This window comes from Actinocorallia sp. A-T 12471 (assembly GCF_033875155.1).
Classification (GTDB): Bacteria; Actinomycetota; Actinomycetes; order Streptosporangiales; family Streptosporangiaceae; genus Actinocorallia.
Window position 1 is genome coordinate 22,009 of sequence record NZ_JAWZTE010000012.1, and the last position, 19,452, is coordinate 41,460.

The 19,452-nt window shown below is 70.5% G+C and carries 19 protein-coding genes; 4 read left to right on the top strand and 15 right to left on the bottom strand.

The genetic code is table 11. From position 1 onward, the window contains the following. Positions 1 to 13 precede the first annotated feature (13 nt). Both R9X44_RS27535 and R9X44_RS27540 read left to right on the top strand, forming a co-directional pair. Positions 14 to 1,702 (top strand): serine/threonine-protein kinase, encoded by a 1,689-nt coding sequence (locus tag R9X44_RS27535; protein ID WP_319817209.1) that lies wholly within the window; start codon positions 14 to 16, stop codon positions 1,700 to 1,702. 123 nt (positions 1,703 to 1,825) lie between these two features. Next, positions 1,826 to 3,412 carry a serine/threonine-protein kinase gene (locus tag R9X44_RS27540; RefSeq protein WP_319817210.1) on the top strand — a complete coding sequence of 529 codons (1,587 nt, stop codon included), beginning with the start codon at positions 1,826 to 1,828 and terminating at the stop codon, positions 3,410 to 3,412. Between the two features lie 76 nt (positions 3,413 to 3,488). On the opposite strand, the gene glnII is transcribed toward R9X44_RS27540, so the two are convergent. The 6 genes from glnII to R9X44_RS27570 form a co-directional block, all read right to left on the bottom strand. Then, the gene (gene glnII / locus R9X44_RS27545; RefSeq protein WP_319817211.1) at positions 3,489 to 4,523 is read right to left on the bottom strand and encodes a glutamine synthetase GlnII; all 1,035 of its coding nucleotides are present in this window, start codon (positions 4,521 to 4,523) and stop codon (positions 3,489 to 3,491) included. A gap of 218 nt (positions 4,524 to 4,741) precedes the next feature. Further along, entirely contained in the window at positions 4,742 to 5,281 is a 540-nt protein-coding gene (locus R9X44_RS27550) for a flavin reductase family protein (RefSeq protein WP_319817212.1), read from the bottom strand. Beyond that, positions 5,278 to 6,630 (bottom strand): LLM class flavin-dependent oxidoreductase, encoded by a 1,353-nt coding sequence (locus R9X44_RS27555; protein ID WP_319817213.1) that lies wholly within the window; start codon positions 6,628 to 6,630, stop codon positions 5,278 to 5,280. The genes R9X44_RS27550 and R9X44_RS27555 overlap by 4 nt, the downstream gene beginning before the upstream one ends. After that, complete coding sequence (locus R9X44_RS27560; protein ID WP_319817214.1) at positions 6,627 to 7,364, bottom strand: ABC transporter permease; 738 nt, start codon at positions 7,362 to 7,364, stop codon at positions 6,627 to 6,629. Before R9X44_RS27560 ends, R9X44_RS27555 begins: the two co-directional genes overlap by 4 nt. A gap of 277 nt (positions 7,365 to 7,641) precedes the next feature. Beyond that, positions 7,642 to 8,478 carry an ABC transporter ATP-binding protein gene (locus R9X44_RS27565; protein ID WP_319817215.1) on the bottom strand — a complete coding sequence of 279 codons (837 nt, stop codon included), beginning with the start codon at positions 8,476 to 8,478 and terminating at the stop codon, positions 7,642 to 7,644. Continuing rightward, complete coding sequence (locus R9X44_RS27570) at positions 8,478 to 9,479, bottom strand: ABC transporter substrate-binding protein (protein WP_319817216.1); 1,002 nt, start codon at positions 9,477 to 9,479, stop codon at positions 8,478 to 8,480. The genes R9X44_RS27565 and R9X44_RS27570 overlap by 1 nt, the downstream gene beginning before the upstream one ends. A gap of 228 nt (positions 9,480 to 9,707) precedes the next feature. Between R9X44_RS27570 and R9X44_RS27575 the strand changes: the two genes are divergently transcribed. After that, positions 9,708 to 10,181, top strand: coding sequence for a limonene-1,2-epoxide hydrolase family protein (locus R9X44_RS27575; RefSeq protein ID WP_319817217.1), 474 nt, complete (start codon positions 9,708 to 9,710; stop codon positions 10,179 to 10,181). A gap of 362 nt (positions 10,182 to 10,543) precedes the next feature. Here R9X44_RS27575 and R9X44_RS27580 read toward each other — a convergent pair whose 3' ends face one another. From R9X44_RS27580 to R9X44_RS27600, 5 genes are all read right to left on the bottom strand, one after another. After that, positions 10,544 to 11,815, bottom strand: a complete 1,272-nt coding sequence (locus R9X44_RS27580) for a citrate synthase (RefSeq protein ID WP_319817218.1) — start codon at positions 11,813 to 11,815, stop codon at positions 10,544 to 10,546. 189 nt (positions 11,816 to 12,004) lie between these two features. Next, positions 12,005 to 12,505 carry a hypothetical protein gene (locus R9X44_RS27585; RefSeq protein ID WP_319817219.1) on the bottom strand — a complete coding sequence of 167 codons (501 nt, stop codon included), beginning with the start codon at positions 12,503 to 12,505 and terminating at the stop codon, positions 12,005 to 12,007. Positions 12,506 to 12,791: 286 nt separating this feature from the next. Next, on the bottom strand, positions 12,792 to 13,529 hold the full coding sequence (locus R9X44_RS27590; protein WP_319817220.1) for a hypothetical protein: 738 nt from the start codon (positions 13,527 to 13,529) through the stop codon (positions 12,792 to 12,794). Positions 13,530 to 13,568: 39 nt separating this feature from the next. After that, the gene (locus tag R9X44_RS27595) at positions 13,569 to 14,246 is read right to left on the bottom strand and encodes a cyclase family protein (RefSeq protein ID WP_319817221.1); all 678 of its coding nucleotides are present in this window, start codon (positions 14,244 to 14,246) and stop codon (positions 13,569 to 13,571) included. Beyond that, on the bottom strand, positions 14,243 to 14,452 hold the full coding sequence (locus R9X44_RS27600; RefSeq protein WP_319817222.1) for a hypothetical protein: 210 nt from the start codon (positions 14,450 to 14,452) through the stop codon (positions 14,243 to 14,245). Before R9X44_RS27600 ends, R9X44_RS27595 begins: the two co-directional genes overlap by 4 nt. A gap of 229 nt (positions 14,453 to 14,681) precedes the next feature. On the opposite strand from R9X44_RS27600, the gene R9X44_RS27605 reads away from it, so the two are divergent. Continuing rightward, positions 14,682 to 16,571, top strand: coding sequence for a PhoX family phosphatase (locus R9X44_RS27605; protein ID WP_319817223.1), 1,890 nt, complete (start codon positions 14,682 to 14,684; stop codon positions 16,569 to 16,571). A 78-nt stretch (positions 16,572 to 16,649) separates the two neighbouring features. Here R9X44_RS27605 and R9X44_RS27610 read toward each other — a convergent pair whose 3' ends face one another. The 4 genes from R9X44_RS27610 to R9X44_RS27625 all read right to left on the bottom strand — a co-directional run bounded on the left by R9X44_RS27610 (position 16,650) and on the right by R9X44_RS27625 (position 19,446). Beyond that, positions 16,650 to 16,841, bottom strand: coding sequence for a hypothetical protein (locus R9X44_RS27610; RefSeq protein WP_319817224.1), 192 nt, complete (start codon positions 16,839 to 16,841; stop codon positions 16,650 to 16,652). A 351-nt stretch (positions 16,842 to 17,192) separates the two neighbouring features. After that, the gene (locus tag R9X44_RS27615) at positions 17,193 to 18,041 is read right to left on the bottom strand and encodes a fused MFS/spermidine synthase (RefSeq protein ID WP_319817225.1); all 849 of its coding nucleotides are present in this window, start codon (positions 18,039 to 18,041) and stop codon (positions 17,193 to 17,195) included. Between the two features lie 133 nt (positions 18,042 to 18,174). After that, the gene (locus tag R9X44_RS27620; RefSeq protein ID WP_319817226.1) at positions 18,175 to 18,855 is read right to left on the bottom strand and encodes a polyphenol oxidase family protein; all 681 of its coding nucleotides are present in this window, start codon (positions 18,853 to 18,855) and stop codon (positions 18,175 to 18,177) included. An 84-nt stretch (positions 18,856 to 18,939) separates the two neighbouring features. Beyond that, complete coding sequence (locus R9X44_RS27625) at positions 18,940 to 19,446, bottom strand: helix-turn-helix transcriptional regulator (protein WP_319817227.1); 507 nt, start codon at positions 19,444 to 19,446, stop codon at positions 18,940 to 18,942. Between the last annotated feature and the right edge of the window lie 6 nt (positions 19,447 to 19,452).

The window sequence follows — 19,452 nt, forward strand, 5'->3', positions numbered from 1 at the left end:
ACGGGAGTGAACCATGGTGGACGCCCTGAGAGCGGGTGACCCCGCGGCCATCGGGCCCTACACCCTGCTAGGCGTCCTCGGCGAAGGCGGGCAGGGCACCGTCTACCTCGGCCGCCGCGACGGCGTCGACGTGGCGGTCAAGCTGATGCACGCGCGGTTCGCCGCCGACGCCGAGGCGCGCGGCAGGTTCGTCCGTGAGCTCGAGGTCGCCAAACGGGTCGCCAGGTTCTGCACCGCGCAGGTGCTCGACGCCGACGTCGACGGCGACCGGCCCTACATCGTCAGCGAGTACGTCCCCGGCGTGGCGTTGCAGGACCTCGTGGAGCGCGAGGGGCCGCGCGGCGGCGCGGCGCTGGAACGCCTCGCCGTCAGCACCCTGACCGCCCTCACCGCCATCCACGGCGCGGGCATCATCCACCGCGACTTCAAGCCGCACAACGTCCTGCTCGGCGACGACGGGCCCCGCGTCATCGACTTCGGGATAGCGCGCGCGCTGAACGTCACCTCGCACAGCCACAACATCGGCTCGCCCGCTTACATGTCGCCCGAGCAGCTGTCTGGCCGCCAGCTCACCGCGGCGTCCGACCTGTTCTCGTGGGGGTCGGCGATCGTGTTCGCGGCCACCGGCGAGCCGCCCTTCGGCGTCGACGAGATCGGCGCGGTCATGTACCGCATCATCAACGACGAACCGGACCTCGGGGCGCTGCCGCAGCCGCTGCGCGGGGTCGTCGCGGCGTGCCTTGCCAAGGACCCGGCGCTGCGGCCCACGGCCGCCGAGGCCCAGGCCGCGCTGGTCGGCGGGACCGTTCCCGATCCGCTGGACTCCGGTGCTCTGGGCGGTGGGATTCCCGCGTCCTCCGGTGAGCCCGTCTCGCGGCCTGTCGCGCACGCGATGCCCGCGCCGCACTCGGAGCCCGACCGGGAGCCCTACCCGTTCGAGATCGGGCCGCCGCCCGGGGAGAGCGACGCGCTCGCCGGGCGCGGGCCCACCATCGTGATCGCCATCGTCATCGCGCTGATGCTCGCGATCGGCGTCACCGGATGGGCGCTGACCAGGGGCGGCGGCGACAAGGCCGACGACGCGGACGCCGCCGTGACTGTCTCGCCGGGGGCCGTCGCGGGCGGCCAGCTCCCCAGCGGGCCGCAGGGGCCCGCGCCGAGCTCGTCGGGGAGCGGGAAGTCGCCTACGCCGAGGCCGTCGACGTCCGCCTCTGCGACGCCGTCGGGCAAGGCCACCTCCGGCAAGCCGTCGGCCGTGCCCACCACGACGGTGACGGTCACCGAGACGGCGAGCCCGTCGGAGACCCCCACGCCCCCCGAGGAGCCGACCCCCACGCCGACGCCCACGCCGACCGAGACGGTGAACCCGTACGGGGCCGTCCAGGTGTGCGAGTCCGCCGGACGCGGTATCGGCTTCCGGGTCGTGCGCGCGCGGGCGTTCACGGGCGGGCGCGTCGTTCACCTGTTCAACCCGGCGATCCGCACGCACTGCGTCGTGACGCTCAAGACCGCCGACATCGGCGTGCCCACCGACCTGTGGGCGAGGGTCACCCGCAAGTCCGACAAGGCCGGCTCGTCCGACCGTGGGCTCCAGGAGTACTACGCGGGGCCGCTGTTCATCCGCGCGCCGCGCGACTGCGTCCGGGTCGCGGGCGGCGGCGTCAACGGCAGCGCCACGGCGGGCTGGGGCACCTGCGCCTGACGCGCGGGGCCTCCTTGTGCCGGGGATGGCCTGCGGATACCCGGATTATCGGACAAGATCGTACGAATCGCTCTTTCGGAGTAAGGTCGGACGGTCGATCGGGGTGAAGACGGGAGCAGACGGATGGGTGAGGCGCGGGCGCTGCGGGCGGGGGACCCGGCGGCCGTCGGCCCGTACACGCTGACGGGACTGCTCGGCGAGGGCGGCCAGGGGTCGGTGTACCTCGCCGAACGCGACGGCGCACAGGTGGCGCTCAAGCTGCTGCACACGCGGTTCGCCGAGGACGGCGACGCGCGGCGCAGGTTCGTCCGGGAACTCGACGCGGCCAAACGCGTCGCCAGGTTCTGCACCGCGCAGGTCCTCGACGCCGACCTCGACGGCGACCAGCCCTACATCGTCAGCGAGTACGTCCCCGGCGTGTCCCTCCAGGAGCTGGTGACCGCCGAGGGGCCGCGCGCGGGCGGCGCGCTGGAACGCCTCGCGATGAGCACCCTGACGGCGCTCGCGGCGATCCACCAGGCCGGGCTCGTCCACCGGGACTTCAAGCCGCAGAACGTCCTCATGGGACCCGACGGCCCCCGCGTCATCGACTTCGGGATCGCCCGCGCGCTCGACGCCACGACCCAGAGCCAGGCCGTCGGCACGCCCGCGTACATGTCGCCGGAGCAGGTCAACGGCCTTCCGCTGACGGGCGCGTCGGACATGTTCTCCTGGGGCGCGAGCATGCTGTTCGCCGCGACGGGCGCCGCCCCGTTCACCGCCCCCGAGATCGGCGCGATCCTGCACCGCATCCTCAACACCCACCCCGACCTGTCCCCCCTCCCCGAACCCCTGCGCTCGGTCGTCGCCGCCTCCCTCGCCAAGGACCCCTCGGCCCGCCCCACGCCCGCCCAGGCACACTCCACCCTTCTCAGCTCGACGTCCCCCGACGCCCCGGCCCCGGCGTTCCCTCCGCCCCCCATGACGCCGCCTCCAGCACCGGCCCCCGCCTTCCACCCCGGGACGCAGCCTCCGCCCGCGTACGCGGCCGCGCCTGCGTCGCGCGGCCGTGGCTCGGTGCGAACACCCCTGATCGCCGCGGCCTCCATAGTCGTCGCGCTCGGTGTGGGCGTGGGCGTCACCGGCTATTTCGTCGCCCGTGACGGGGACACCCTCTCCGCCGCCGAACAGCCCGCCCTCCCTCCCGCACCCGCCCCCGCACCGCCTCAGCCCACCCAGGCCCAGACGTCCCCCAGCAAGCCGCCCAAGCCGCCCCGCACGAACGCCGGCTCCCCCAAGCCCACCAAGTCACAGGACGCCGCGGCCCCCTCCCCCAAGCCGTCGGAGAACACCCCCACCCCCGCCTCCCCTCCTTCCGGCGGCCAGGCGACGAACCCCTACTCCCCCGCCGGGGTGTGCGACTCGGGCGGCAAGGGCACCGGCTACACCGTCCAGCGCAAGGCGACTTTCCCGGGCGGCGTCGTCTACCAGCTCTACAGCGCCTCCACCCAGCTCAACTGCGCCGTCACCATGAAGACCACGGCCGTGGGCAAGAAGACCACGGTCTGGACCACCCTCACCCGCCAGTCCGACAACAAGTCGGCCACCGACCGAGGCCCCTTCGCCTACTACGCGGGCCCCGTCTACCTCTCCGCCCCCTCCATCTGCGTAAAGATCTCCGGCGGCACCCCCAAAGCCTCAACCACCACCCCCTGGTCCAACTGCACCTGACCCCCACACCGCGCGGCAGCGCCCGGAAACGGCCGAAGCCCCCGGCTGTGGGCCGGGGGCTTCGGGGGGCTTTGGGTCAGACCTGGCCGGCCTTTTCCAGGGCGGTGCAGCAGGTGTCGGTGATCATGCGGGTCACGACGTAGGGGTCCATGTTGGCGTTCGGGCGGCGGTCCTCGAGGTAGCCCTTGCGCTCGATCTCGACCTGCCAGGGCAGGCGGATGGAGGCGGCGCGGTTGGACACGCCGTAGGAGAACTCGCTCCAGGGGGCGGTCTCGTGGGCGCCCGTGAGGCGGTCCTCGACGCCGGCGCCGTACGCCTTGACGTGCTCGAGGAACTTCTCGCCCAGCGCCTCGCAGGCGGTGATGATGGGGTCGTAGCCCTCGCGCATCGCCTGGGTGGAGAAGTTGGTGTGCGCGCCGGCGCCGTTCCAGTCGCCCTTGACCGGCTTGGGGTCGATGGAGAAGACGACGCCGTGCTTCTCGGCGATCAACGCGGCGAGGTAGCGGGCGATCCAGATGTGGTCGGAGACCTCGACCGGGCCGGCGGCGCCGATCTGGAACTCCCACTGGCCGGGCATGACCTCGGCGTTGATGCCGGAGACGGTCAGGCCGGCGGCGAGGCAGGCGTCCAGGTGCTCTTCCACGATGTCGCGGCCGAACGCCTTGTCGGCGCCGATGCCGCAGTAGTACGGGCCCTGCGGGCCGGGGTAGCCGTGCTCGGGGAAGCCGAGCGGGCGGCCGTCCTTGAACAGGGTGTACTCCTGCTCGATGCCGAACCACGGGTCCTGCCCGGCGTACTTCTCGGCGATCGGCGTGAGCAGCGCGCGGGTGTTGGTCGAGTGCGGGGTTCCGTCGACGTTCAGCACCTCGGCCAGGACCAGGACGTGCTCACCGCCGCGGACCGGGTCCGGGAACACCGCGACCGGCTTGAGCTGGCAGTCCGAAGAGGTGCCCTCTGCCTGGTTGGTGCTGGAGCCGTCGAAGCCCCAGATCGGCAGGTTCTCCAGCTTGGCCTTCTCGGCACTGTCAAGGATGCGAGTCTTCGACCGCAGCTGGGCGGTGGGCTCGGTGCCGTCGATCCAGATGTACTCAGCCTTGACCTTGCTGCTCATGAATATCCTTGCCTGGTGTGCGAGGGATGGTGACTCCGGGGTTTTGCCTACGGCAGAGTCTGATGAGCCGCGATTTCACGTCGATTGCCCTTGTGTAAACCCGAAGTTAACTCGGTACCGTTCCAACGCTCCTGAGCAGGGCGGTTACGTTTTGGTATAGACCAGTGCCGGTTCCGGGCCCTCCGCGCGAGCCCGGAACCGGCCTACAAGCTGGACATTCAGCGGTTTTCAGTAACGAAGCCGCCGAAGGAACCACGAAGATACAGCAAGGGTGTGCTTCCCGTCACGTCCGCGGCGAGCACGTAGCCGACCTCGAGGGTGTGGTCCCCCAGATCGAGCCGATCGTAGGTGCGGCAGACGAGCTGGACGGCGGCCCCGTCGATGAGCGGCACCCCGTACTGGCCGGTGTGCCATGACGTCCCGGCGAACCTGTCGCCCTCCTTGGCCGCGAACCGCGCGGCGACGTCGCGCTGGTCCTCGGCGAGGATGTTGACGGCGAAGTACGGCAGCTTGCTCAACGCGGGGAACGTCCGCGAAGAGTGGGCCGCGTAGTACGACACGAGGGGCGGCGCGAGGCTGACCGCGGAGAACGACGTCGCGGTGAGCCCGACGGGCCCGTCGGGCGTCTGCCCGGTGACGACGACGACCCCCGCCGCGTGCGCGCCGAGCGCCTCCCGGTACAGCTCGGGCCCGATGCCACGGCGCGCGTTCAGGTCGGTCACGGTGTGGCCCACCGCCTCGCTGACGGTCTCGCTCAAGACGGCACTCCTGCTTCCTCGTGCGCGGCGCCGCTGCGGCCCGCGTAACGGCTGTCGGGCCTTGCGAGCCCGTAGTTCTCCCGTAGGGTCGCGCCCTCGTACTCGCTGCGGAACAGACCGCGTTCACGCAGGATCGGCACGACGTGGTCGACGAAGTCGTCGAGACCCTGCGGGTAGTGCGGCGGCATGACGTTGAACCCGTCGGCCGCGCCGTTCTCGAACCACTCCTGGATCTGGTCGGCGACCTGCTCGGGCGACCCGGCGACGACGCGGTGGCCGCGTCCGCCGGCCAGGCGGGCGATGAGCTGCCGGATCGTGAGGCCCTCGCGCCTGGCGAGCCCGATGACGAGGTCGAAGCGGCTGCGGTTGCCCTCGGTCGACTCGGGCAGGTCGTCGGGCAGCGGACCGTCGAGCGGGTGGCCGCTCAGGTCGAGTCCGGTCATGTGGGACAGCTGGGTGAGGCCGTACTCGGGGTTGATGAGCTCCTGGAACTCCTCCTCGAGCCGCTTGGCCTCGGCCTCGGTGGACCCGATGAACGGGGAGATTCCGGGCAGGACGAGGAGTTCGTCCTCGCTGCGCCCGTACCGTGCGAGCCGTCCCTTGAGGTCGGCGTAGAACGCCTTGCCTTCGGCGAGGGTCTGCTGTGCGGTGAACACCGCCTCCGCCCAGCGCGCGGCGAACTCCTTGCCCGTCTCCGACGACCCCGCCTGGACGAGCAGGGGCCGCCCCTGCGGTCCGCGCGAGATGTTGAGCGGGCCCTTCACCCGGTAGTAGGGCCCCTCGTGCGCGATCTCGTGGATCTTGCCGGTGTCGGCGAAGATCCCGCGTCCGACGTCGCGCAGGACCGCGTCGTCCTCCCAGCTGTCCCACAGCTTCAGCGCGGCCTCGACGAAGTCGTCGGCGCGCGCGTACCTGTCGGAGTGGTCGGGCCGGTCGATGCCGAAGTTGTGCGCCTCGGCCTCCGACGCGGACGTCACGATGTTCCATCCGGCGCGGCCCCCGCTGATGTGGTCGAGCGAGGCGAACTTGCGGGCGAGGTTGTAGGGCTCGTTGTAGGTGGTCGACGCGGTCGCGATGAGCCCGATCCGCTCGGTGACCGCGGCGATCGCGGCGAGCAGGGTCAGCGGTTCGAACTGGTCGAGCGCGTTGTAGCGGACGTTGCCGTACAGGGCGACGCCGTCGGCGAAGAAGATCGAGTCGAGCTTGCCCTCCTCGGCCTTGCGCGCGATCCGCTGGTAGTGCGCGAGGTCGATGGTGTGGGCGGCGTCGGTGCGGGGATGGCGCCAGGCCGCCTCGTGGTGCCCCACGCCCATGACGAAGGCGTTGAGGTGCAGACGTCGGGTGCTCACCGGGTTGTCCTCCAGGTCGAGAAGCGGCGCTCCAGGCGGAGCAGCAGCGCGTTGAACAGCAGCCCGATCACCGAGATCGTGATAATCCCAGAATACATATCGGGAATACGGAAATTAAACTGCGCGTCGTTGATCAGGAAGCCGAGGCCGGCCTTCGCGCCGACCATTTCGGCGGCGACCAGGACGAGGATCGAGTAGGCCCCGGCGAGCCTTATGCCGGTGAAGATCGTCGGGACGGCGGCGGGCAGGATCACCTTCTGGAACAGCCGGTGCGGCGGCAGGCCGAGCGACCGCGCCGACTTGATCAGCAACGGGTCAACGCCCTTCACGCCCGCGATCGTGTTGAGCAGGATCGGGAAGGCGCACGCGTAGACGACGATCGAGATCTTCGACGTCTCGCCGAGTCCGAGGATCAGGATGAACACGGGCAGCAGCGCCAGCGCCGCGGTGTTGCGGAACAGTTCGAGCAGCGGGTCGAGGAAGTCCGCGACGGGCTGGTACCAGCCGAGGATCAGCCCGAGCGGAATCGTGACCGCGACCGCGATCCCGAACCCGGCGAGCGACCTGACGAGGCTCGCCTGTGTGTGCTCCCACAGCGCCCCGCTCACCGCGAGGTCCTTGGTCGCCACGACGACCTCGGAGAACGGCGTGAGGAACACCGCGTCCACGAGCCCGAGCCGCGGCGCGGCCTCCCAGACCAGCAGGAACAGCACGATCGCCGCAATCCGGTGCACCCCCCTCCGCACCAGCCGCCCGACCCTCGCCCAGAAGCCGACCCCCGCCCGACCCCGAACCCCTTTGCCCTGAGCTTCTTGGCCGACCTCCTTAACCTCTTGAACCTGAGTCTCCTGAGCCTGAGTCTCTTGGTCCCGAGTTTCTTGGGTGAGCTGCTGAGCTTCTTGGGTTGGGGTCTGAGATTCTTGGGGGTGAGATTCTTGGGGCTGGGGGGCGGGGGTTGGGGGATTTGGGGGTGGGGTGGGGGTGCTGCGGTTCGGGGAGTCGAGGGAGGTTTCAGGCATGGGAGGTCACCGCCTCGCGTTCGTGGGCCTGGGCGGCGGCGACCTCGTCGCGCAGGGCGCTCCAGATGTGGTGCCGGTACTCGCCGAAGCGCGGGTCGGCGCGCAGGTCGCCTTCGCGGGACGGGAAGTCGATCGGGACGATCTCCTTGATGCGGCCGGGGCGCGACGTCATGATCGCGACGCGCTGGCCGAGGTAGACGGCCTCGTCGATGCCGTGCGTGATGAAGATGACCGTCTTGCCGGTCCGCTGCCAGATCGCCAGGAGTTCTTCCTGGAGCGACTCGCGGGTCTGCGCGTCGAGGGCGGCGAAGGGCTCGTCCATGAGCAGGACCTCGGGGTCGAACGCCAGCGACCGCGCGATCGCGACGCGCTGGCGCATCCCGCCGGACAGCTCGTGCGGGTAGCGGTCGGCGAACGCGGCGAGCCCGACGAGGTCGAGGAACTCCGCAGCGCGCGCCCGCCGCTCCTTGCGGCCGAGCCCGAGCCGCCCGGCCGCCGCCTCGAGCCCGAACTCGATGTTGCCGCGCGCGGTGCGCCACGGGAACAGCGCGTACTGCTGGAAGACGATGCCGCGGTCGAGTCCCGGCCCGGTGATGGGCTTGCCGTCGAGCAGGATCTCGCCGGACGCGGGTTCGCTAAGCCCGGCGACGAGGTCGAGCAGGGTCGACTTGCCGCACCCGGACGGCCCCACGAGCGTGAGGAACTCGCCGGCCGCGACGTCGAGGTCGATGTCGGAGACCGCGGTGAACTCGCTCGGGCGGCCGAGGCCCGCGTCCCGGACGTTGAACGTCTTGGTGACGCCCCGGATGCTGATCTTCGGCAGCCCCATCACGAGCTCCCCGCGTTGAACTCGTTGGTGAAGACGTCGGCCGGCTTGAGCGCGGACTTGATCTCGCCCTCGCGGGTCAGCCAGTCGATCCAGGTCTGGAACTCGGTGTCGGCGATGCGGCCGCCGGGCGAGGAGACGCCGTAGCCCTTGAAGTACTGGAGCGCGCTGGAGTCCTCGTTGCGTCCGCGCTTCTCGACGATCTCGTTGAACTTGGCGATGACCTCCTCGCGCGGGGTCTCGCGCGCCCAGTCGAGCGCCTTGCCGACGCCGGTGACGAACGTCTTCACCGCCTCGGGGTTCTTCTTGACGAGGTCGTCGCGGACGACGAGGCTGCCGGCGTTGAACTCGCCGAGCAGGGTGACGTCGTTGAACAGCTCGGTGATGCCGCCGCGCTCCAGCGCCTTGTCGCGCAGGATGCCGCTGAGCGCGCCGACGTCGATCTGCTTGGCGCGCAGCGACTGCTCGGTGTTGACGGGCGGCACGACGACGAGCTCGACCTGGCCGATCTCGTCCTTGGTGAGGCCGCCGCGCTGGAGGTATTCCTTGATGACGGCCTCGAGGTGCGCGCCGAGCGTGTTGACGCCGATCTTCTTGCCGATGAGGTCGCGCGGGCCCTTGATGGGGCTGCCGTCGAGGGTCCAGAAACCGATCGCGGTGTCCTTGTCGCTGCCGTAGTAGCTGACGACCGCCTTGATCGGGCTCTTGGCCTCGACGAGCTTGACGATGGCGCCGTTGAACGCGCCGCCGAAGTCGATCTGGCCGGTCGCGACGGACTGGATGTCCTGCGGTCCCGAGATGGTGTTGCCGACCCACTCGAGCTTGATCCCGGGCAGGTACCCGAGGTCCTCGGCGAGTTCGGCGGGGGTCACGGTGCCGACGGAGCCCTGGTACTTCAGGGTGGTCACGCCGTTCTCGGCGGCCGCGCCGCCCGAGCCGCATCCGGTGAGTGCGGTCGTCGCGAGCAGGAGCGCCGCGGGCAGCAGGTGTCTGATCTTGAACATGCGTCTTCCTTGGAACGGGGGGTCTGGCGGGGGAGATGACGGATCGCTCGTGATCATTGACACTGCGCGCTGAGAACGCGCCCCAGGTCAACGTAAAGACGCCGGGTCAGGCTTGCGCTCATGCGTTCCACTGAAGCAGGACGGACCAGACAAGTCAACATTTCCTACTTGATTTATCGGGATTTAGGATCCGGATCACACGGAGTCCGCGATCCCGGAGGAGGATCCATGCCGGACGAAGACAGCACGACGCCCACCACGGCGAACGACCCGAAGGACGACGCCAACGCCCGCGTCGTCCTCGACTTCCTCGCCGCCCTCGAGTCCTTCGACCTCGCCGCCGCCGAACGGCTGCTCGCCCCCGGCGTCCTGTACCAGAACGTCCCGCTTCCGCCCGCGCGCGGCCGCGCCGCGACCCTGCGGCAGCTGAAGCTGATGACGCGCCACCTCACCGCCTTCGAGGTGGTCACCCACGACATCGCGGCCAACGGCGACACGGTCCTCACCAGCCGGACCGACGTGCTCGTGCGCGGCGGGTTCCGCGCCGAGTTCTGGGTGGCCGGCACGTTCCGCGTCCGTGACGGCAGGATCGTCCTGTGGCGCGACTACTTCGACTGGACGACGTTCGCCCTCGCCGGCCTGAAGGGCCTCATCGGCCTCGCCCTCCCCGGCTCCAACAAGACCCGCTCCGCCCACACCTGAGCCGGTCCGCCCGATTGCCGGAAAGGCCCATTCCGTCCGCATGGGACTCGGCCTGACCGCCCGTGTCTGAGTCGGTCTGAGCGCCGGATGCGGCCACTGTCCGCATGCGGTCTCGCCTGCCGCGCCCGGAACATCGGCCCCGCAGTCCCTTCGGGACTGCGGGGAAGAGATCAGGGGCGCGCGGGCCGCGTCCCAGGCGGTCCTCGCTTCCCACCCAGCAATCCCGAAGGGACTGCGGCCGCGGAATCAAAGGCTCGCGGGAATTGGCCGAGGCCCGTCCCCCGTGTGGGGGGCGGGCCTCGGGGGCTCGTCGGCGGCCTTGACGGGCCGCGCCGCAGGTCAGACCGCGGCGCAGGGGCTCATCAAGCCGGGTAGTGACGCTCGGGGGAGCCGACGTAGATCTGCCGGGGACGGCCGATCTTGCCGGTCGGGTCGTTGATCATCTCGCGCCACTGGGCGATCCATCCGGGGAGGCGGCCCAGCGCGAACAGCACGGTGAACGCGTTCACCGGGAAGCCCATCGCCTTGTAGATGATGCCGGTGTAGAAGTCGACGTTCGGGTAGAGCTTGCGCTGCACGAAGTAGTCGTCGGTGAGGGCGACCTCCTCGAGCTGCATCGCGAGGTCGAGCAGCGGGTCGTTGACGCCGAGGGTGTCGAGGACCTTGCGGGTCGCCTTCTTCACGACCGCGGCGCGCGGGTCGTAGTTGCGGTAGACGCGGTGCCCGAAGCCCATGAGCTTCACGCCGTCTTCCTTGTTCTTGACCTTGTTCACGAACGCCTTGACGTCGCCGCCGTCGGCGTTGATCTTCTCCAGCATCTCAAGGACTGCCTGGTTGGCGCCGCCGTGCAGCGGGCCCCACAGGGCGTTCACGCCCGCGGAGACCGACGCGTAGAGGTTGGCGTGGGAGGAGCCGACGAGCCGCACGGTCGAGGTCGAGCAGTTCTGCTCGTGGTCGGCGTGCAGGATGAACAGCATGTCGAGGACCTTGGCGACCTCGGGGTCGACCTCGTAGTTCTCGGTGGGCAGGCCGAACGTCATGCGCAGGAAGTTCTCGACGTAGCCGAGGCTGTTGTCGGGGTACAGCAGCGGCTGGCCGACCGACGTCTTGTACGCGTAGGCCGCGATGGTCGGGAGCTTGGCGAGCAGCCGGATCGAGGCGAGGTCGACCTGCTCGGGCACGAACGGGTCGAGGCTGTCGGGGTAGTACGTCGACAGCGCGCCGATCGCCGAGGACACGACCGCCATCGGGTGCGCGGAGCTGGGGAAACCGGAGAAGAACGAGCGGAACCGCTCGTGCAGCAGCGTGTGGTTGGTGATGTTGCCCTGGAAGTCGGCGAGCTGCTCCGGGGTCGGCAGCTCCCCGTAGATGAGCAGGTAGGAGACCTCGAGGAACGAGGACTTCTCGGCGAGTTCCTCGATCGGATAGCCGCGGTAGCGCAGAATGCCCGCGTCACCGTCGATGTAGGTGATCTCGGACGTGCAGGACGCCGTGTTGACGAAGCCGGTGTCCAGGGTCACGTACCCGGTCTCGCTGAGGAGCTTGCCGATCTTGAGCCCGCCCGGGCCCTCGGTCGCCTCGGTTACCTCAAGAGGCAGCCGCCCGTCTTTGTGATCAAGCCCGAAGTCGGACATTGTTCTCCCGCTCTCCCGTAATCCGTTCGGTGTCCGTCTGGTCGGACCCGTCCTGCAGGGACTCCCAGTCTGCCGCGTGACCGTGGATGGCCGGTCCGGTCGGGATTCCCTGCGGAAGCGTAAACCTCCTACCGTACGGACCCGCAAGGCGGCCTGTGTGACCTACTTCACAAGCCCGTAACGCACGGCTCAGACGCTGGGTTCCGCGCTCTGCAGGCGCGGGCGCGCCGCGAGGAAGGAAAGCAGGAGTTCGCGGGTGAGCGCCAGGCCCATCTCGCGCTGCTGCGGGGTGACCTTCTCCAGCGCGGGGTTGTACTCGATGTTGCGCGCCAGCAACATCTTCAGGTCGTCCTCGGCGATCGCGGCCGAGCACGCCGCGCAGACCCGCCAGGGGGTCGAATAGTGGTACGTGCGGTCGCCGACGCGCAGGGTGACCGGACGGTCGGGGGCGATCGTCCAGACGTTGACGAAGCCCTCGGGGCGCGGCGAGGAGATGCCGCAGCAGTCGCAGCCGTTGGTCACCGGCTCGGCGAGATCGGCGAGCGCGGGCAGCGGGTCGTGGTCCCATGCGGCGTCGGGCCGCGCGGGGTGTTCGAACCGGATTCCGGCCAGCTCTCCGTCCGCCCAGTCCTCGCTGAAGTCGAGCGGGGTGTCGCACTCGAGGCAGACCATCTGAATCGCGGTTTCCATCAAAGCACCTCCTGGACCACTGACGTGCGAGCCCGAATCGAGCCCGCACAATGTCCAACCCCGGACCATCGGATGGACATTCCATGACCAGGGTAAAGGATGACCGCCTCCCGATCTTTGCCCTGTTGACCAGGCACGTCCCAGCGACCTGCCCCGCACGGCCGATCTTTTACCGAACGGGGCGGGCGGGTGTCGGAAAATGCGCGAAAGATCCGCGCGGACAACCGGCCCGCCCGTCGTTTCGCGGCCGTCGGATATTTCCCGGCCGCCGATTCCCGGGGGGCGTTCAGGGCAGCAGGGACATGCGGTGCGCGGCGAACAGCAGGTTCGCGTGGAACGGGCCGGTCAGCTCGCGGCGCGGCACCGCGTCCAGCTCGACGAACGCCGGACGCAGAATCCGCGACGCGACGGGCAGCGGCAGCGTGCTCACCACGACCTCGCCCTCCTCGAGGACCCTGCGGATCTCGGCGCGCATCCCCATCATGTCGGTGACCGCGACGAGCTGGACGGGCAGACCGGCCGACAGGGAGACCGACATGGCGTGGTGGCCGCCGCCGTCGGGATAGCGGTACTCCACGAGGTACTGGGTGCGGTCGAGGGTGCCGTCCTCGATCGAGCAGGCGTCGACGGCGGCGGCCTTGCCGAGGTCGGCGGTCCAGGCGGGCGGTGCGGGCAGCAGGGGGCCTGAGAGGTCGGCTGCGGCCTTCGCGGCGGCGGGGCGGTGGTCGTCGGGGCCGACGGCCGCCATGGTCGCGAGGAAGGCGTGCGCGCCGGGGGTGCCCGCGCGGCGCAGCACCTTCACGAGGTCGCTGTACGCCTTGCCCAGGGCGTCGGGGTCGGGGGCGGCCTGGCTGAGCTCGCCGAGCTGGGCCGACAGCCACAGCTCGGCCTCCAGCGCGCTTGTCAGCTTCAGCAGTTCCGCGCCCGACCGCACGTAGAGGTCGTAGACCGGCAGCAGCCCTGGCAGCGCCAGCTTCGGCGGTCCGGGCACGACCCGGAAGAGATTGTTCCCGTCGGTGCTCACGTTCCAAGGCTACTGCGCGGTAATGACGGCCTGTCCTGGCTATCCGACGACCGCGTAAGCCCGGACGGTGAAGGTGCCGACTCCTACGAGGGCGGGAGGCGCGGCGTGGAAGCGGAATCCCTCGTCTGGGAGGGCGGCCAGGCCCGTCATGTGCTCCACGATCGGGATTCCCGCGCCCAGCAGCTCGGTGTGGGCGGGGCGTTCCCCGCCCGTCATGGAGTCGACGTTCTGGGAGTCGATCCCGAGCAGGGCGACGCCCTCCGCGACGAGCAGGGCGGCGGCCGCGGCGTCAAGGTAGGGGTGGTCGCCCGACAGGTAGGCGTCGGTGCCCCACGTGCGGTCGAAGCCGGTGTGCACGAGGACTGCCTTGCCGTGCAGGTCGCGGTCGGCGAAGAGCTCGGGGCCGATCTCGGTGACGCCCTCGGCCCTGATGACGACGCCGTCGAGGTCGGCGAAGGACGCAAGCGGCAGCCCGGCGAGGTCGGTTCCGTCCTCGTACCTGTGCAGGGGCGCGTCGAGGTAGGTGCCGGTGTTGCCGAGCAGCGTCACCCGCGCGAAGTGGAACTCGGTGCCCGGCGCGTAACGCTCGCGGGACTCGGCATGGGTCATGTGGTCGGCGATCTCGGGCCCCGGGAGTCCGGGGACCGTCGCCATTCCGGAGACGACGGGGTGGCTCAGGTCCACGAGCCTCCGGGCTCCGGGCAGGTCTGCTGTCATGCCGCCGATTGTGGCGGCATATCCGGCCCGGCCGCCGCGCGACCCCTCCCGGAGAACGCGCGCGCTATCCCGGCGGCCGCCCAGTACAGGAGGGAGAAGGCCGCCAGACAGCCCGCGACGGCGGCGATCGCGCCGGTGATCGCGTGGGTGACGTCGTGGTAGCGCGTGTCGGGCAGCCGCGCGATCCCGATCCGCGCTGCCCCCACCGGTACCAGCGCATCGGCCCGGCGAACTCCCGCAGCACCGGCCACATCTCCACGAAGGGGCCGGTGTTGCAGGGGTATAGGCCGAGAGTGGGGATTCGATGGTTTGCGCGGTACTTCGCCCGTCGTTCACCGGGGTTTTGCCCGCGCGCCTTCCGGGCCGTCGAAGCTCACGGAGCGAACACCCGCACCAGCGTGCACAGCCGCACCAGAGCCGATGAGGAAGTTCCGCATGACCCGCGTCACCGCCGACGTCGACCCGGACGACGTCCCGTCCAACCCCTCGGACAACCGGCACATCCGCGACGTCCTGTCCCGCAGGGCGGTCATCGTCGGCGGCACCGTCGTCGCCGCCGCCGGGTTCATGACGACCCCCGCCGCCGCCCACGGCAAGCCCGGCAAGCCGACCAAGCCGGCCAAGAAGCTGCTCGGCTTCAAGGCGGTCGCGGCCAACACCGACGACGCCGTGCGCGTCCCGGAGGGCTACTCCGCCCAGGTCCTGATCCCGTGGGGCACCCCCCTCAGCAGCAAGGGACCCAAGTTCAAGAAGGACGGCTCCAACACCGCCGCCGAGCAGCGCCAGCAGATCGGCGCGCACCACGACGGCATGCACCTGTTCCCGCTGACGGGATCGTCGGGCCTGCTCGCGGTCAACCACGAGTACATCGACACGACCCTGCACTACGCCGACGGCAGCGCGACGATGACCAAGGAGAAGGTCGACAAGGCCGTCGCGGGTCATGGCGTCAGCGTCGTCAAGGTCGAGCGGAACAAGAAGACCGGCAAGTGGGAGCTGAAGGACTCGCTGTTCAACCGGCGGGTCACGGCCGACACGCCCGTCAAGTTCTCCGGGCCGGTCAAGGAGACGCACGCGCTGCTGAAGGCGACCGGCTCGCCGAAGGGCACGATCAACAACTGCTCGAGCGGTTACACCCCGTGGGGCACGTACGTGACCTGCGAGGAGAACTTCAACGGGTACTTCGGGACCGACGAGTCCTTCACGCCGGACGCGGAGCAGAAGCGGTACGGCATCACCGCGGCGTCCGGGTACAACTGGCACAAGTCGGACGCGCGGTGGGACATCGCGAAGAACCCGAACGAGGCCAACCGGTTCGGCTGGGTCGTCGAGATCGACCCGTTCAACCCGCTTTCGACGCCCGTCAAGCGGACCGCGCTCGGCCGGATCAAGCACGAGGGCGCGACAGTCACCGAGTCCAAGGGCCGCGTCGTCGTCTACACCGGCGACGACCAGGACGGCGAGTACGTCTACAAGTTCGTCGGCGACGGGGCGTGGCGGCTGCGCAAGCTGCTCGGCCAGAGCCCGCTCGACCACGGGACCCTGTACGTCGCGAAGTTCAACGACGACGGCTCCGGCGTCTGGCTGCCGCTGGAGTTCGGCAAGGGCCCGCTGACCAAGGCGAACGGCTGGAAGGACCAGGCCGACGTCCTCATCCGCACCCGGACCGCCGCCGACGCCGTCGGCGCGACCAAGCTCGACCGGCCGGAATGGGTCGCCGTCAACCCCGGGAACAAGGACGTCTACCTGACGCTCACCAACGGCGTCGGCAACGGCGGCAAAGCCAACCCGCGTACGCCGAACCCGTACGGGCACATCATCCGCTGGCGTGAGAAGAACGGCGACAACACCGCCCTCTCCTTCACCTGGGACGTCTTCGTCCTCGCGGGCGACCCCGCCTACGACAGCGCCGTCAACCTCGGCCCCGACGCGATCTTCGGCTCCCCCGACGGCATCGGCTTCGACACCGACGGCCGACTGTGGATCCAGACGGACATCTCGAACTCGTCGCAGACGCTCCCGTCGCGTGGCTACGACAACATCGGGAACTGCGCGATGCTCGCGGCCGACCCGACGACCAAGGAGATCAAGCGGTTCCTGACCGTCCCGCGCGGCGCGGAGGTCACCGGCCTCACGTTCTCCGCCGACGGCCGCTCCCTGTTCGTCAACGTCCAGCACCCCGGCGAGGCGTCCACGGCGTGGGGCACCCCCACCCCCGCCAACCCCCGCGCCGTCTCCAACTGGCCCGACTTCGACCCGGCGGGCCGCCCCCGCTCCGCCACCGTCGTCATCACCAAGAACGACGGCGGCAAGATCGGCACCTGACCCCCTTGAGAACAGGCGCCCCCTTCTCCTCCTCAAAGACCTCAAGGAGAAGGGGGCGCCGCCCATTTCCGGGGTCCGTCACCCAGCCTTCCGCCGCCTCCGCACCACCACGACGGGCGCGGCGACCAGCAACGCCGCTCCCCCGATCCCCCAGGCGGCGGGCCCGATCATCACCGTCCACGAGATCCCCGGATCAAAGACCTCCTTGCCCGACCCGGTGTCGACCGCGGGCACGGTCTTGCCTTGCGCCCCCTCGACGTCACCCCCCACAAGCTCGACCCCGCCCCGCGACCCTCCCCTCTCGGCGCTGAACGTCCCCGTCCACCGACAAGACCGGTTCTGCCCCACCCCCGAGCACACCCTCTCCTCAAACCGGAACACCCCGGCCTCCCCCTTCCCCCGCACCGCGTCCCACCGCCCCCCGCTCACGACCCCCGCCACCGCCACCCCGGCCACCCCGAGCACCACCAACGCCCCCACAAGCGCCCAGAACGCAAACCCATCCTCCCGAACCCGATACCCCTCACCCACAACTCGCCCCTTCCTCCCAGTCCCCCTTAAGACCCCCGAATCCCCCGCAAGGTTCCCCGGAACCGCGATGCTGCGGCGTTGGTGCGGGGGTCAGGTGAAGAGGGACTTGGGCGGAGTGGGGAGGGGGACCTGGTCGTTGTCGTGGATGGGGGGGTGGCCGGAGGTGAAGCGGGATAGGGCTTCGGTGTCCAGGCAGCGGGCGGGGATGGGTTTTGAGGAGGTTATGCGGGTCAGGGACTGGGTGGGGAGGGGGGTGTGGGAGGCGGCGAGGATGAGGTTGCCGTAGCGGCGGCCGCGTAGGAGAGGGGGTTCGGCCATGAGGAGGGTGTGGGGGAAGACCTGTTGGAGGGTGGCGGCCAGGCGGCGGGCGAAGGGGAGGCGGGCGCCGTCGGCGACGTTGACCAGGTAGACGCCGTCGTCGCGGAGGACTCGGGCCACGTCCTGGGTGAATTCGACAGTGGCCAGGGGGAGGGGCATTACTGCGCCGGAGAAGGCGTCAAGGACGATGAGGTCGTCGGAGGCGTCGGGGAGGGTGGAGAGGCCCTGGCGGCCGTCGGCGATCTTGATTTTGAGGCCGCGGATGTGTTTTACCGGGAAGTTGTCGCGGACCAGTTGGATGAGGGGGGCGTCCAGGTCGAAGACTATTTGGCGTGAGTCGGGGCGGGTGGCGGCTATGTAGCGGGCCAGGGTGCAGCCCGCGCCGCCGATGTGGACGACGTCGAGGGGTTCGTCGCCCACGCCCAGGTGGTCGACCACGTCGCCCAGAAGGCGCATGTATTCGAAGTCGAGGTGGGTGGGGTCGTCCAGGTCTATGTAGGACTGGGGGACGCCGTCGATGAGGATGAGCCAGCCTGAGTCGCGGTCGGCGTCGCGCAGGAGTTCGGCCTCGCCTTGGGCGATCTTGTGGACCCCGGGGAGGGGGCGGTCAGCTCGTCTCACCCCGCAAGCCTACGCACGGGCGGGGGCCGGCCCGCATCGGTGGAGGCCGCGGCTCAGCTCGTCTCAGCGCAGGGCCGCGTCGGAACCGGTGAGGCCGTTGAGGTCGGCTCGCCGCGCGGCGGGCGCGCACGGGTCAGGTGAGCCAGGTGAAGGTGGCGAAGCGGCCGGTCGTGGTGTCGCGGCGGTAGGAGTAGAGCTCGGGAGTTTCGATGGTGCAGCGGGGGTCGTGGACGGCGGGGACGCCGAGGTCGGCGAGCTGGGCGGTGAGGGCGGCGCGCAGGTCGAGCGCGGGGGTGCCCCAGGTCGTGGTGGAGCGCATGACGGGCGGGGAGGCCGCGCGCATCTCCTCGGGGACCTCGTAGCAGCCGCCGCACGCGCCGGGGCCGATCAGCGCGGTGAGGGATTCCGCGCCGGCCTTGCGCATCGCCTCGACGAGGGCGGGGACGACGCCGTCGAGGGTGCCCGCGCGGCCGGCGTGGGCCGCGCCGACCCAGCCGTCGCCCGCGACGACGACGCCGGGGCAGTCCGCGCCGAGCGCGGCGAGGGCGAGGCCGGGGACGTCGGTGAAGACGGCGTCGGTGTCGGGCACGCCGTCGTGCGGGGCGGTGACCTGCTCGACGCGGGTGCCGTGGACCTGCCGCATGAACACCGCGCCGGCCGCGCCGATCTCGGCGACGGTGCGGGCCCGGTTCCGCGCGACGGCCCGGGGCGCGTCGCCGACGTTCGCGCCGAGGTTGCGGCTGTCGTAGGGGCCGGTGCTGAACCCGCCGGTGCGGTCGGTGACGACCGTCCGCACGCCGTCCGCCAGATGCATGCGCCCATCCTCCCGCACCGACCCGCTGGGCTGGCCGTCGGGGCCGGCCGCTGGGGGAGAGTCGGACGCGGCCCCGACGGCGGGTCAGGCGGCTCGGACGCCCTGGCCGCGCTTGCCCTGGAAGGGCAGGAAGCGGTCCGGACGGTGCGGGGAGGCGGGCAGTTCGGTCTGTTCGACGGCCAGGATGCGCTCGAGCCGGAACGCGCGCACGCCGTGCCGCAGCCGGCACCAGCCGACGAGGTACCAGTGGTCGCCGTGCACGAGCGTGGTGACGGGTTCGACCTCGCGGTGCGAGACCCGGCGCCGCTCGTCGGCATAGTGGACGCGCACGACACGGCGCTCGGTGATGGCCTGGGCCAGGACGCGGGCGCGGCGCGCCGTCTCCGGTTCGAGTGGGGTGAGCAGGGCGGCGAGGTCGGGCCCGCCGTGCTCGGCGAGGTGGGCGAGCGCGCGCCGCGCGGTGGCGGCCTGCGGACCCGCGCCGAGGTGCGCGAGGGAGAGCGCGAGTGCGGAGATCTCATCGGCGGACAGGGTGAGGCGATCCATCTCTGCGGAGCCCGTTTCGAGACCGGGGAGCGTCATCACGTCCATACCCCG